The following is a 12623-nucleotide window of genomic DNA, read 5'->3' on the forward strand; positions in this document are numbered from 1 at the left end:
TCAGTGAAGCTTGGCTTCGACCTGAGTGATCGCCGCGTCGATCGAGGCTTTGGCGGCATCGGCCGTCATCTGTTTGGCCAGCACGTCGCCAGCCGCGGCAATGGCCACGTTGACGGCCTGTTCGCGCACTTGCCGGACAGCAGCTGCCTCGGCCGAGGCGATCTGATCGGTCGCGGCGGCCAGACGCCGGGCAATCGATGCCTTGAGATCGGCCTTGGCCTGCGCGGCCGCGGCCATCGCTTCTTCGCGCGCGGTGGACACGATGCGATCGGCCTGTTCCTTCACTTCCTTCTGGCGCCGTTCATAGGTGGCCAGAATGGTCTTGGCTTCTTCGCGCAGGGCACGGGCTTCATCCAGGTCAGCCTTGATCTGGATGGCGCGGGCATCAAGCATCCCGGTGATCTTGGCCGGAACCTTGAGGTAGACCAGCAGTGACACAAAGGCGATGAAGCCGAGGAGCACCACGAAGTTGGTGTTTTGCAGCGACAGAAACGGACCGGTGGCCGCCAAGGCGGGCGAGGCCAGCAACGCGAGTGCAATGGACAGACGTTTCATGGCGTTATCCCTTTAGCCGCGCGGCAACTGCCGCCGTCACGGTCTTTGCGTCCACCGTGCCGCCCAGAGCAGCGACCAGTTCTTTCGCAGTGTCGCGGGCAACTTCGGTCACCGCAGCAATAGCGCCCTCGCGGATTTCGGCGATGGTCTTTTCGGACTCCGCCGCCTTGGCCGCAATCTCGGTGTCGGCCCTGACGATGGCTGCGTCCAGATCTTTCTGGATGTCAGCCTTGGCTGCGGCAACGATCTTGGCAGCCTCGGTGCGGGCCTGCGCCAGCGCCGCGTTATAGGATTTTTCAGCCTCGACGGCCTTTTGCTTCATCTCTTCGGCGGCGGCGATATCATTGGTGATCGTGCCCTTGCGTTCCGCCAGAACCGCGCCGATGCGGGGCAAAGCGATGCGCGACAGCACAAAGTAGATCACGACCAGCGTGACCAGAAGCCAGAAGATCTGGTTCGGCCAGGTCGAGAAATCCAGCTGGGGCATGCCCACAGCCTTTCCCGCCTCGCCTGCGCTTTCCGTTGCCATGTCGTCCTCCTAAAGCCTTTGGAACCAGGGCCGGACAAGGGTCCGGCCCAGAAATCAGGTCCGAAGGATCAGACGGCGAACATCAGCAGCAGGGCGATCAGGAACGAGAAGATGCCCAGTGCTTCGGCGAAGGCCACGCCGACGAAGAAGTTGGCCATCTGGCCGGGGGCTGCCGACGGGTTGCGCAGGGCACCCGACAGGAAGTTGCCGGCAATCAGACCAACGCCGATGCCAGCGCCGCCCAGACCCATCGTTGCCAGACCGGCGCCGATGAACTTGCCCATTTCTGCGATATCGCCTTCCATTTGGTAGCTCCTTTTTGGAATTGGCTTGAAGGTAGTTCAGACCTTAGTGATGGGCATCGCCCACTGCGTCGCGCAGATACACGCAGGTCAGAATGGTGAAGACATAGGCCTGAACCGCTGCAACCAGCACTTCCAGACCGTACATGGCGGCGATTGCCGCGACCGGTACAACCGAGAACACACCCATCGCCCCGGCAAAACCCGCGAACACCTTGATCACCGCATGACCGGCCATCAGGTTGCCACCAAGACGAATGGAGTGGCTGAGCGGGCGCACGAAATACGAAATGATCTCGATCAGCGCAAGGATCGGACGCAGCGCCAGCGGGGCAGACGACACCCAGAACATCGCAAGGAATGCCGGGCCTTTACGGACAAAGCCGACGATGGTGACGGTGAAGAACACCATCAGCGCCAGGGTTGCGGTAACAGCGATGTGCGAGGTGGTGGAGAATGACATCGGGATCAGGCCGAGCATGTTCGACAGGAAGACAAACATGAACAAGGTCATGATGTAGGGGAAGAATTTCAGGGCGTCGTGGCCTGCGACCTCTTCAACCATGTTGTGGATGAAGCCGTAGAACATCTCGGCCACCGACTGACCGCGCGACGGCACGATTGCCCGGCGACGGGTGGCCAGCACCAGCAGCGCGACCATGGCAAGGATGGCGATGGCCATCCACAGGGTTGCGTTGGTGGGGGTGTACCACTCGATCGGGCCCTCGCCGAACAGCGGCTTGATGACAAACTGGTCCATCGGATGGATCTGCAGACCGCCCGTATGTTCCTCGCCTGTCGTCGCCATGCTTCAGTCCCCTTTATTTGCGGCCTTGTCAGCCGCCGTCTGTGCCATTTGCCGTGCGGAACCGAGCATGGTCTTGATGCCCGCCGCAAAGCCAAGCAGGGAAAAGATGATCAGGAAGATCGGCAAGGTGCCAAACAGCACATCCAGCCCGTAACCGATGCCGGTTCCCAGCAACATGCCGGTCACCAGTTCGATCACCATCCTCCAGGCCACCTCGCCCTGCGAGAAACCTTTGACCGTGTTGGTCTTTGCGGGCGCGGCCTGACCTTTCACCTTGGCAAGGCGTGCTTCAAGCGCGCGCAGGCGGTCAGGATCAGGATCGGACGCCATCGGCAAGTCCCTTCACAGTTGGGCGGAACCTAAGGAGCGGGCGGCCCCGAGTCAAGCCGCGAAAGATGCAAGTAAGTTATTGTTTCGTATATGATTTTCATTAGGTCTTGCAGCAAATCGTCGCCCATCGCGGTTTCCCCATATTCAACCCGGTGGTTGACGATCGGCGCGGCGACGCGAATAGTCTGCGGATGCGCGCCTCGCTCGACATTGCCTTTGCGGCCCTTTCCGACCCGACACGGCGGGCAATCCTGACCATGCTGCTGGAAGACGACATGGCGGTCACCGACGTGGCAGAACCGTTTCAGATGAGTTTGGCCGCGATTTCCAAGCATCTTGCAGTGCTGGCAGACGCCGGGTTGATCAGCCGGGAACGGCGCGGCCGGGTGATCTGGTGCAAGCTGGAGCCTGATGCGCTGCGTACGGCTTCGGTCTGGATGCAGGGGTTCGGCCAGTTCGAACCGGTTGATCTGGATGATTTCGAACGTTTCCTCGAGGGCGAGCTTGCGCCGGAGCCAGAGGATGGCGACGGCACCTGAAGCGCGGACCTGCAAGATGTCTGCTTTGGCAAAGGTACGTGTCAGGAAACAGTCTGTCGCGCGAAACGCCCACATCGTCCCGTTTTCAACCTGAGCGTGCCACAGTCCTGCCCCGCTTTCCGCTAAAGCTGAATATGACAGACCAGAAAGGGCCTATCATGAACAAGACTTTGGCAATGCTGCAGAAGATCGGCCTGTTCCGGTCAAGAACAGCTTCGGGGACCGATCAGAACAACTTTGAAATGCGGATGAACAAGATTCACCGCGCCCGCGAGGCCGCAAACGGCCGTGGGGCCATCTTCAAAAATCGACCTTCACCGTCGAAAGCCTGAGGCCGGCCATCAGATCACGCAGTTCCTGTCGGGCCGCGATGTTCGACAGGTTCAACTGATCCACCCCGGTTTCGCGCAGGTCAAGCAAGGTGAGGCCACGCGGAAACAGCTCGCGGAAGATCACGCGTTCGGAAAAGCCGGGCACCACGCGAAACCCGATGCGGCGAGACAAATCTTCCAGCGCCGCACCGACCTTTTTCTTGTTGTGCATCTGCTGCGCCCCAAGGCGGTTTCGCACCACGATCCAGTCAATCGGCGGCAATCCGGCCTGGGCACGCAACTGCCGCGCACCCCAAACCATTTCAGCATAGATCGAAGGGCCTTTGACCTTGCCGGTTTCGGCATCGACGCGCGCCAGCAGGTCAAAATCAACAAAGCTGTCATTCAACGGCGTGATCAGCGTATCGGCCAGCGAATGCGCCACCTGGCTAAGCCGGGTGTGGCTGCCGGGGCAATCGATCACGATGAAATCCTTGACCGCGTCCATTGCCGCCACGGCCGTGGTCAGGCGTTGGTCCAACGGGTTCTCATTGACCCCAAGGGTGGAGGCATCCACCTCGGGCAGATCCTGGTAGTCAGGCGTGGGCAAAGCCAGACCAGCGCGGGCCATGAAGGCGCGGCGGTTCTCGATGTAGCGGGCAAAGCTTTTCTGCCGCAGGTCGAGATCCAGCGCCCCGACACGGTGCCCCATCCGCGACAGGGCGGTGGCAACATGCATGCAGGTGGTGGATTTGCCCGAACCGCCCTTTTCGTTGCCCACAACAATGATATGCGCCATCTACCCCCACCCTCTGGTTCCCCGTTCTGGCAAGAACTGGCCGAGAGCGAAAGGGGTAACCGACAGAATTCGGGGCAATTGCCGGGGGCACGGTCAGCGGGGCGTCGGGGCGGCATGTCTTGTCCGATGGCCGCGTCGCAGCACCACGCGCAGCAGTCGGCGAAAGGTCGGGCATTCCAGATGCGATGGTGCCGAACAGTCGGCAGCATGGCGCAGGGTTCTGGCCAACGCGGTCAGATCCCTGACCCTGGCATCCAGCGCATCGGCCTGCGCCCGCAGACTGTCGCGCGGCAGGTCGGGGATTCCATCGCGCCCGATCATCCCCGAAATCTGGGTCAGCGAGAAACCCGCAGCCTTGCCAAGGCCGATCAACGATAGCCGCACCAGGGCCTCTGATCCGAACTGCCGGCGCAGTCCGTGGCGTCCGGTGGAGGTGATCAGGCCGATCTCCTCGTAGTAGCGCAGGGTCGCGGCCGAGGTGCCGCTGCGGGCGGCCAGCGTGCCGATATCCAGAAATCGCATGTTGACCTCAAGTTGACTTGAAGTGGCAGAGTGCCCGACATCAGTGATTCGCGAAAGGACAAAACGGTGCTGGAACGCAAGGATGGATCTGCTTGGGCAATGGTGGGGCCGGGGCTGGCGATGCTGCTGGCGGCGCTTGGAACCAGTGCTGCGAATGTGGCGCTGCCCGACATCGCGGCGGACCTTGGCGCGTCGGTTCACCGGGTGCAGTGGGTGGTGATCGGCTATCTGCTGGCACTGACGGTGGCGGCGGTCGAGGCGGGGCGGCTGGGCGACCGCTTTGGCCACCGGCGGATGCTGCTGGCGGGGGTGGCGCTGTTTGCGGTGGCGGCCGGACTTGCCGCCGCAGCGCCGACGCTGCAGATCCTTGTGGCTGCGCGGATTATGCAGGGAGCGGGGGCTGCGCTGATGATGGTGCTGCCGCTGGCACTGCTGCGCGGCGCGGTTGCACCGGCGCGGCTTGGGCAGGCGATGGGGGTGATGGGGACGATGTCGGCAATCGGCACGGCGCTTGGGCCATCGCTTGGCGGGTTGATCCTCGCCGGGGCGGGGTGGCGGGCGATGTTTGTCGCCTTGGCCACGGCGGGGGGCGCGGCGCTGGCGCTGCTGACGGGTTTGCCGAAGCAGGCACGCAGCCCGGCGGCAAGGGTGCCGCCCGCCTATGGTGCAACGGTGGTGTTTGCGCTGGCCGTTTCGGCCTATGCGCTGGCCATGACAGCGGGGGGCGTTCTGGCACTGCCTGCCTTGGCGGCGGCCATCGGGCTGGGACTGGTGTTTCGCCAGTTGGACCGGCATGCCGCAGCGCCGCTGTTGCCGCGCGAAGAACTGGCCGATCCGGTGTTGCGCGCAAGCCTTGCGATGAACGCGATCGTCGGCGCGGTGATGATGACGACACTGGTTGTCGGCCCGTTCTATCTGATCCAAGGCCTTGGGCTGAACGCGCTGCAGGTGGGGCTGGTGATGTCAGCCGGGCCGGTACTGTCTGCCTTGTCCGGGGTGCCTGCGGGGCGCATCGTCGACCGGCTTGGCGCGCCTGCGGTCATCCGGCTGGCACTGCTGGCCATGATCATCGGCGCTGTGGGCCTGGCAGGTCTGCCCGGATGGCTGGGACTTGCGGGGTATCTGGTGTCGATTGCCGTGCTGACCCCCGCCTATCAGATGTTCCTTGCGGCCAACACCACGCAGAGCATGTGCCGGGCCGGGGAAGCACGGCGTGGCGCAGTGTCGGGGTTGTTGGGTTTGTCCCGCAATCTGGGGCTGATCACCGGGGCGGCCTTGATGGGGGCTGTCTTTGCCTCGGCGGCGGTTGGCGGTGCTGCGGTCGGGATGCAGGTGACCTTTGGTCTGGCCGCAGGACTACTGATTCTGGCGCGGCTTTTTGCCGGGGTGCATGCACAGGAGCGCGATCATCCGGCATGATGAAAGCCTGATACGAAAATGCCCCGGGCGTGAGCCGGGGCATTTCAACCCGTCCGACAAGGCGGGTCTTAGAGCGCGATGAAGCTTGATGGAAACGCGCCTTGCACCTTCTGCTTCTTGCCGGATTTGATTTCAATCAAATCCGGCCGCGCCTGCCTGCCGCCAATCTTCAAATCGGGGCCAGGCGCGATAGAGCGCCAGCCCAGCCAGGCGCGCCCTGATTTACTGAGCCGTCAAGACTGCTGAGAACCCCTTGCTTAAAAGGCGTTCCGCCATTTAAGCAACGAACACGAGCAAACGCTCCACAGGAGCGTTTCCAGACGGTTCGGGCGCGGGGTGAAACCGCCGCCCTTTGGTTCCATAAAGACTCATCCCGCTCTAGAACCCGAGGCCGGCGTACTTGTTCTTGAACTTCGAGACGCGACCGCCGGTATCCATCAGCTTGGCGTTGCCGCCAGTCCAGGCCGGGTGCGACAGCGGGTCGATGTCGAGCGCCATCTGATCGCCGTCCTTGCCCCAGGTCGACTGGGTCTGGAACATGGTGCCATCGGTCATCTTGACGTTGATGGTGTGATAATCGGGGTGAATGCCCTGTTTCATCGGTCTGTTCCCTATTCGGCTTTGGATTTGTAGGTGGCGTCTTCGGCGATCCGGGCCGATTTGCCGCGACGGGCGCGCAGGTAGTAAAGCTTGGCGCGACGCACTTTGCCACGACGCACCACTTCGATGCTGTCAATGTTGGTCGAGTAGAGGGGGAACACCCGCTCCACGCCTTCGCCGAACGAGATCTTGCGCACGGTGAACGAGGCCGCAATCGTGGCACCGCCCTTGCGGCCGATGCAGACGCCTTCGTAGGCCTGCACGCGCGAACGGGTTCCTTCGGTCACTTTGTAGCCGACACGCAGGGTATCACCGGCCTTGAAATCCGGGATGGTCTTGCCGAGGGCAGCAATCTGCTCCGCCTCGATGATGGCGATCAAATTCATCGCAGGTCCTTTCCATGCTCGCGGTTTTTCCCGCGAAGTGATGCTGCACCAGAGCTCTTGGTCTTCAACCGGGTCCCGACCTGATGGTGGTCAGCCCGCCAGAGATGGCACATGCGCTTTTTGGTCCGATTTCTTGGGCCGCACCTGACGAAGCGGACAGGCGCGTTGGCCAAAGAGAATCGTGTCCGAAGGGCAATGATGCCCCGGACAGCCGGCGTATAGGGGTTGGCCCGAAATGGGTCAAGGGGTGTGCGCCGCAGCTTGCCTTTTCGCCGAGACTTGTTCAGACATTGAAAATATTTTGATCAAATGTCAGCCGCACCTGTTTTGCGGCCTTTTCCCCAAGGAAGAATGCAATGCAAGAGATCGCAACAAGAGACCCGAGGTTCGTCATTGTGCGGGCAATCCCTGACGACGCGGGGTTGGTGCTGGGGTTCATGCGCAAGTTGGGGCGCTATCAGAAGATGGCGGATCAGATCACGGCGACCGAACCGCGTCTGCGGCGGCTGCTGAGCGAACGGCAGGGCGAGGCGGTGTTCGGGCTTTATGACCGCGTGCCGGTTGCCTTTGCCTATTTCAGCCAGACATCTTCGGCCTTTACCGGGCGGTCTGGCCTGTTCATCGACGGGTTTCTGGTTGACGAGGATTTTCGGGGATCCGGCCTTGGGCGGATAATGATGGAGTTTCTGTCGCGCGAGGCGCTGGACCGGCAGTGCGAGATGCTGGAATGGGGGTGCCTTGACTGGAATGCCCCCGCGATCAGGTTTTACGAGGGGTTGGGCGCGTATTGCCTTGATACGATGCGGGTTTACCGGTTGGCGCCGGACGATTTGCGCAGCCTGGCGGACCGGGCCTGAGGTGCCAGCCTACGGCTTTGGCTTGCGGTAGGCCTGCCACAGGTCAGGGCGGCGGGCGCGGGTGATGTCTTCGGCCTGCGCCGTGCGCCATTTGGCGATATCGCCGTGGTGGCCCGATTGCAGCACCTCGGGGATTGGCAGGTCGTTCCAGACGGCGGGACGGGTGTATTGCGGAAACTCCAGCAGGCCGGCGGAGAAGCTTTCCTCCTCGGTCGAGGCGGCGTTGCCCAAAACCCCCGGCAGCAGCCGTACTGTGGCGTCGATCAGCGCAAGGGCGGCGATCTCGCCACCGGTCAGCACAAAGTCACCAAGGCTGATTTCTTCGACACCGTGATGGTCAAGGACGCGCTGGTCAACGCCTTCAAAGCGGCCACATAGCAGGGTGATGCCATCGCAACCGGCAAGACGGCGGGCGGTGGCCTGATCAAAGGGTTTGCCGCGTGGCGACAGATAGATTACCGGCCAGCGGGCACGATATGGCGGAGTGCCCTCTGCGGCAGCGGCAAGCGCACTATCCACCACATCGGCGCGCAGGACCATGCCGGCACCGCCACCGGCGGGCGTGTCATCAACGTTAAGGTGCTTGCCAACGCCAAACGGCCGCAGGTCGATGGACTCAAGCCGCCAAAGGCCGAAATCCAGCGCCTTGCCGGTCAGTGACAGGTCGAGAATGCCGGGAAACGCCTCGGGCAGCAGGGTGATGATCTTTGCGGTCCAGGCACCCTTGACCACGCGCGGTTCCTCCATGAGGTCGCGGGGTTTGAGACTGGGGCGCACGGAAAGGCGGCCATGGCTTTTGGACGGATCGCTGGCATCGGACATGGCCAAGGGCTTTAGCCTGAATGCACCGCGCTGAGAAGCCCCGCGCGGGATGGCACAAGTGTCGGGAAAGCTGAGGTCAGGCGGGGCGCGGCGCGGTCTCAGGCTCGGCTTCGTTGCGCGCCGGTTCTTCAACGGGTCTTTTCTTCGATTGGGCTGCCTCGACGGCCTTGGCGAGTGCTGCAAGACCATCGCGCAAATCCGCCCGCAGGTCTGCCGGAAGGTCGCCGTTCGGCCCGGTGTCCAGATCGTCGGCAGCGGCTTGACGCAGCGCGCTGGCGGAGGGGAACCCGGAAACCCGGTCTGGAAACGCAGACGCCAGCGCGAGCGCCCGTGGCAGGAACAGACGCAGCAGGTCGGGATCGCGGTTTGACAGGGAAAACGCGCTGTCGACGGCGCGCGGGAACTGGCCGGGGGCGACGATCTCGGGCTCGGTCGCCCAGATCACAAGCGAGCGGCGCAGCGCATCGTGGGACCGCGTTGCCTTGCCAAGCGCCGCGATCAGGGCGTCGAGGCGCTGTCCGGCTGCGGGTCCTGTCAGCAGATCATCGATTGCGCGACGAACACCCGCCTCACCCGCTGTTTCGCCCATGGCAAGCAGGGGTGCAACGGCACCTGCGGCTTCGTCTGCGGCATGCGGTGCCTGCGCAAGTTCGGCCTCGTCGTCCAGAAAAACGCCTTGTTGGGCTGCTTCGCGCGCATCCCAAAGATAGCGGCTTAGTGGAATGGACAGGCCCGACAGGCCCAGCGTCATAAGCGGATGCAGCACCGGCAGGAAACCGGCAAGCCCGGACAGCCCCCGACCAACCGCGAGCAACACCACGACCAGCAAAACCTGAGACAGGACTTGCGTAAACACGGCGCCCCAAGCCTGCGGCGCCAGCCATTCAGCACTGGTCGCAGGCCATTGTTCCGGGCGCAGCAGCATCAGCCACAGCACGAAGACGAAAACGAAGGGGGGAACCATCCACCAGCCATCCCCGGACATTCCCGACAACAGCGGACCCATGTAAAGCAGCGCGTTGGCCCCTTTCAGAAGTCGCAATCGTGTGAGCATGGCATTCCTCTCAACTCTGGCACTTGGCGGGGCCGTCAGTTGGCAGCGTCGGCGGCCTTCAGTCCCAGTCTACTCCAAGCCCTCTGGAATATCGACGATCAAGCGCCCGGCCGCAAGATCCACCGTTGGCACGGTGGTCTTGGTAAAGGGCAAAAGAAGGGCCGATTTGTGACCGCTGCCTACAATCTCCAGGATATCGCCCGCACCGTGGTTATGGATCGCGCCGACCTTGCCGATGACCGCGCCGCCCGGATCGCGGACCTCAAGGCCGACCAGATCGGCGTAATAGAATTCATCATCCGGCAAGGAGGGCAGTTTTTCGCGGTCGATGAACAGGCTGGTGCCGCGCAGTGCGTCGGCCTCGTCCTTGTTGGTGATGCCCGCGATGCGCGCGCCAAGGCCGCCAGCGACGGGCCGGGTCAGCGTGATCTTGAAGCTGCTTCCGCCGTCTTCGGTAAACAGCGGGCCGTAGGAGGCGATATCCTCCGGCACGCTGCAGAAGGATTTAAGCCGCAGTTCGCCCGCTACGCCAAAGGCGCCGGCAATCGCGCCTATGCAGATCCGGTCAGTCACTCAACGGCACTCCATCCACAGGGCCGGGGCCCGGGTTTCCCAACCGGCCAGTTCAAGTTCCGGCACAGTCGTTTCGATTTCGGGCCAGCCCACGCACAGATAACCGATCAGACGCCAATCGGCAGGCACCGCAAGATCGCGCAGAACGGCGGCGGGATCAAGGATCGAGACCCAGCCCATGCCCAAACCCTCGGCCCGCAACGCGAGCCAGAACAGCGAGATTGCTGCGGAAACGGAATGGGCGCGCATGTCCGGAATGGTGGCCACGCCAAGGCCCGCACCTTTCGCGGTGGCGTCGTCGCAGAAAACGGCAAGGTGAACCGGCGCCTCGGCCATGCCAGACAGCTTTAGCCCGGCATAAAGCCGGGCGCGGTTGCCGTTCTGGCCGGCAAGGGCGGCGGCATTGGCAGTCTGGAAGTTCAACAGGCAGGCGCTGCGGGCAGCATCACTTTGCACCCGCACCACGCGCCAAGGCTCGCTTAGCCCGACCGAGGGTGCGAGCGAAAACACGTCGAGACAGCGGTCAAGCACCGCTGCCTCGACGGGATCGCGGCGAAAGCGGCGCACGTCGCGCCGCCATCGCATCAGATCCAGCAGTTCCGCACGGAAAGCTGCGTCATAGCTGCCGTGCATGGCAGCGGTCCGGTCACTCGGCTGCCGGTTCGGCGGCGCGGGCGGCTTTCTTGGTGGCACGCTCGGCCATTGCCTTGCCGGGCTTGGCGGAGTTCGGGTTGGCACGCACGGCCTTCGGGCGCGCACCGGCGGCCTCCAGCATACGGGCGATCCGGTCGGTTGGCTGTGCGCCCTGACCCAGCCAGTAGGTCACGCGATCAAGGTTCATCACGACGCGCTTTTCGTCGTCCTTGGCCAGAAGCGGGTTGTAGGTGCCAAGCTTTTCCAGAAAGCGGCCATCGCGCGGCATGCGGCTGTCAGTGGCAACGATGGAATAGAACGGGCGCTTTTTGCTGCCGCCACGGGCAAGACGGATTTTCATCGACATAGGGTAGTCTCCTTCAGGGTTTTGGGTACGGCGCGGGGGCCCCGCGCGCATTCGGGTTGGTTATTTCTGTAGCTTCTCGTGATGCCTGATGACTTCGGAGATGATGAAGGTCAGGAATTTCTTGGCGAGGCCGGGGTCGAGGTCGGCCTCGTGTGCCAGTTGGTCAAGCCGCGCCATCTGCCGGGCCTCGCGGTCCGGATCCGAAGGTGGCAGGTTGTGTTCGGCCTTGAGCCGACCAACCGCCTGCGTCTGCTTGAACCGTTCTGCCAGAGTGTAGACCAGGATCGCATCCAGACGGTCGATGCTTTCGCGATGGTCGCGCAGCAGATCGGCGGCGCGGGCGGTGGCGTCGGTCATCATGCGGTCTCCGGCTGATGGCGATAAACAAGGCAGTCATGGCCGATGGCCTGTTCGGCCTGCGGGTCGCGGCGGGCGCCAAGGCGTTCGGCCACGGCGATGGAACGCGGGTTGTCGGCGTCGATGTAGGACACCAGCGTGCGGAACCCCATCGCGGCGAAAGCGTGGGTGCGGGCGGCACGGGTGGCCTCGGTCGCGATGCCCTGGCGTTCGGCACTGGGTGCAACGACCCAGCCGAGTTCAACCTCGGGGTCGCCGAATTCGTGGTTCAGCACGATGCCACCAAGAGGTGCGCTGCCGTTCAGGGCCTCGACCGTCCATGGCCCATAGCCACGCAGGGGCCAGCTGGCGACCAACTGGCAAAAATCCAGCCAGGCTTGTTCAGCCAGATCGGGTGCCGCCGCGGAAATCGGAAGATCAGACAAAAAGCGGGCGTAGACCGGAAAGTCTTCGATCCGTGGGGCGCGCAGGCGGAAGCGTTCGGTCTGAAGTTCCGGCACTATAGCTGCGATCTGGCGGGCCAAAGTTGCGGAAACGCCGGTCGGTGATGCCTCCCAAGGGTGCAGGGCGGCGGTCATGCTGTCCACCTGTGCCGATAGACCAGATCGTCATCGCCCGGTTCCTTTGGCGCGTCGGGGTCCAGCACCGCGCCCAGCCGTTTGGCAAGGGCAATGGAGCGGGCATTCGCCGGGTCGATGTAGCTGACGGCAGTGTCCCAGCCGAGGGGGCCAAAGGCATGGTCGCGGGCGGCGAGGGCAGCCTCGTGAGCATAGCCCTTGCCTTCAGCCTCGGGTCCCCAGACGGTCCAGCCGATCTCACGCTCGGGCCAGTCCCATGGATGCCACGGACCGGCGTGGCCA

At 63.3% G+C, this 12623-nt stretch carries 20 protein-coding genes; 3 read left to right on the forward strand and 17 right to left on the reverse strand.

Going from position 1 to position 12623, the window contains the following annotated elements; translation table 11 throughout:
• The 5 genes from RMO18_RS09250 to RMO18_RS09270 form a co-directional block, all read right to left on the reverse strand.
• Positions 1-555 carry a F0F1 ATP synthase subunit B gene (locus tag RMO18_RS09250; RefSeq protein WP_309665431.1) on the reverse strand — a complete coding sequence of 185 codons (555 nt, stop codon included), beginning with the start codon at positions 553-555 and terminating at the stop codon, positions 1-3.
• Between the two features lie 4 nt (positions 556-559).
• The gene (locus tag RMO18_RS09255) at positions 560-1084 is read right to left on the reverse strand and encodes a F0F1 ATP synthase subunit B' (RefSeq protein ID WP_309665432.1); all 525 of its coding nucleotides are present in this window, start codon (positions 1082-1084) and stop codon (positions 560-562) included.
• 68 nt (positions 1085-1152) lie between these two features.
• Positions 1153-1389: a F0F1 ATP synthase subunit C gene (locus RMO18_RS09260; RefSeq protein WP_309665433.1), complete on the reverse strand. Its 237-nt coding sequence runs from the start codon at positions 1387-1389 to the stop codon at positions 1153-1155.
• 43 nt (positions 1390-1432) lie between these two features.
• On the reverse strand, positions 1433-2194 hold the full coding sequence (locus tag RMO18_RS09265; protein WP_309665435.1) for a F0F1 ATP synthase subunit A: 762 nt from the start codon (positions 2192-2194) through the stop codon (positions 1433-1435).
• A gap of 3 nt (positions 2195-2197) precedes the next feature.
• Entirely contained in the window at positions 2198-2524 is a 327-nt protein-coding gene (locus RMO18_RS09270) for an AtpZ/AtpI family protein (protein ID WP_309665437.1), read from the reverse strand.
• A gap of 191 nt (positions 2525-2715) precedes the next feature.
• Between RMO18_RS09270 and RMO18_RS09275 the strand changes: the two genes are divergently transcribed.
• Complete coding sequence (locus tag RMO18_RS09275; RefSeq protein ID WP_309665439.1) at positions 2716-3063, forward strand: metalloregulator ArsR/SmtB family transcription factor; 348 nt, start codon at positions 2716-2718, stop codon at positions 3061-3063.
• 300 nt (positions 3064-3363) lie between these two features.
• Here the strand turns inward: RMO18_RS09275 and RMO18_RS09280 are convergent, their stop codons facing one another.
• Both RMO18_RS09280 and RMO18_RS09285 read right to left on the reverse strand, forming a co-directional pair.
• Positions 3364-4173, reverse strand: a complete 810-nt coding sequence (locus RMO18_RS09280; RefSeq protein WP_309665441.1) for a division plane positioning ATPase MipZ — start codon at positions 4171-4173, stop codon at positions 3364-3366.
• A 93-nt stretch (positions 4174-4266) separates the two neighbouring features.
• Positions 4267-4695: a helix-turn-helix domain-containing protein gene (locus RMO18_RS09285; RefSeq protein WP_309665442.1), complete on the reverse strand. Its 429-nt coding sequence runs from the start codon at positions 4693-4695 to the stop codon at positions 4267-4269.
• A 66-nt stretch (positions 4696-4761) separates the two neighbouring features.
• Here RMO18_RS09285 and RMO18_RS09290 point away from each other — a divergent pair, with 66 nt between their 5' ends.
• Positions 4762-6114 (forward strand): MFS transporter, encoded by a 1353-nt coding sequence (locus RMO18_RS09290; RefSeq protein ID WP_309665444.1) that lies wholly within the window; start codon positions 4762-4764, stop codon positions 6112-6114.
• Positions 6115-6492: 378 nt separating this feature from the next.
• On the opposite strand, the gene rpmE is transcribed toward RMO18_RS09290, so the two are convergent.
• The gene (gene rpmE, locus RMO18_RS09295) at positions 6493-6714 is read right to left on the reverse strand and encodes a 50S ribosomal protein L31 (protein ID WP_309665445.1); all 222 of its coding nucleotides are present in this window, start codon (positions 6712-6714) and stop codon (positions 6493-6495) included.
• Between the two features lie 11 nt (positions 6715-6725).
• Positions 6726-7100: a 50S ribosomal protein L19 gene (rplS, locus tag RMO18_RS09300; protein ID WP_309665446.1), complete on the reverse strand. Its 375-nt coding sequence runs from the start codon at positions 7098-7100 to the stop codon at positions 6726-6728.
• A gap of 356 nt (positions 7101-7456) precedes the next feature.
• On the opposite strand from rplS, the gene RMO18_RS09305 reads away from it, so the two are divergent.
• On the forward strand, positions 7457-7957 hold the full coding sequence (locus tag RMO18_RS09305) for a GNAT family N-acetyltransferase (RefSeq protein WP_309665447.1): 501 nt from the start codon (positions 7457-7459) through the stop codon (positions 7955-7957).
• Between the two features lie 9 nt (positions 7958-7966).
• Here the strand turns inward: RMO18_RS09305 and trmD are convergent, their stop codons facing one another.
• The 8 genes from trmD to RMO18_RS09345 form a co-directional block, all read right to left on the reverse strand.
• Positions 7967-8779: a tRNA (guanosine(37)-N1)-methyltransferase TrmD gene (gene trmD, locus RMO18_RS09310; RefSeq protein WP_309665448.1), complete on the reverse strand. Its 813-nt coding sequence runs from the start codon at positions 8777-8779 to the stop codon at positions 7967-7969.
• Between the two features lie 76 nt (positions 8780-8855).
• Positions 8856-9833 (reverse strand): hypothetical protein, encoded by a 978-nt coding sequence (locus RMO18_RS09315; RefSeq protein ID WP_309665449.1) that lies wholly within the window; start codon positions 9831-9833, stop codon positions 8856-8858.
• A 69-nt stretch (positions 9834-9902) separates the two neighbouring features.
• On the reverse strand, positions 9903-10406 hold the full coding sequence (rimM, locus tag RMO18_RS09320) for a ribosome maturation factor RimM (protein ID WP_309665450.1): 504 nt from the start codon (positions 10404-10406) through the stop codon (positions 9903-9905).
• Positions 10407-11039 carry a 5,6-dimethylbenzimidazole synthase gene (gene bluB, locus RMO18_RS09325; protein WP_309665451.1) on the reverse strand — a complete coding sequence of 211 codons (633 nt, stop codon included), beginning with the start codon at positions 11037-11039 and terminating at the stop codon, positions 10407-10409. It abuts the gene before it with no gap.
• A gap of 13 nt (positions 11040-11052) precedes the next feature.
• Positions 11053-11406 carry a 30S ribosomal protein S16 gene (rpsP, locus tag RMO18_RS09330; protein WP_309665453.1) on the reverse strand — a complete coding sequence of 118 codons (354 nt, stop codon included), beginning with the start codon at positions 11404-11406 and terminating at the stop codon, positions 11053-11055.
• A 60-nt stretch (positions 11407-11466) separates the two neighbouring features.
• Positions 11467-11763, reverse strand: coding sequence for a chorismate mutase (locus RMO18_RS09335; protein ID WP_309665455.1), 297 nt, complete (start codon positions 11761-11763; stop codon positions 11467-11469).
• The gene (locus RMO18_RS09340; protein ID WP_309665456.1) at positions 11763-12341 is read right to left on the reverse strand and encodes a GNAT family N-acetyltransferase; all 579 of its coding nucleotides are present in this window, start codon (positions 12339-12341) and stop codon (positions 11763-11765) included. Before RMO18_RS09340 ends, RMO18_RS09335 begins: the two co-directional genes overlap by 1 nt.
• A partial coding sequence (locus RMO18_RS09345) for a GNAT family N-acetyltransferase (RefSeq protein WP_309665457.1) occupies positions 12338-12623 on the reverse strand: 286 nt, incomplete at its 5' end. The genes RMO18_RS09340 and RMO18_RS09345, both read right to left, overlap by 4 nt.

This window comes from Tabrizicola sp. (assembly GCF_031377265.1).
Lineage (GTDB): Bacteria > Pseudomonadota > Alphaproteobacteria > Rhodobacterales > Rhodobacteraceae > JAUYQR01.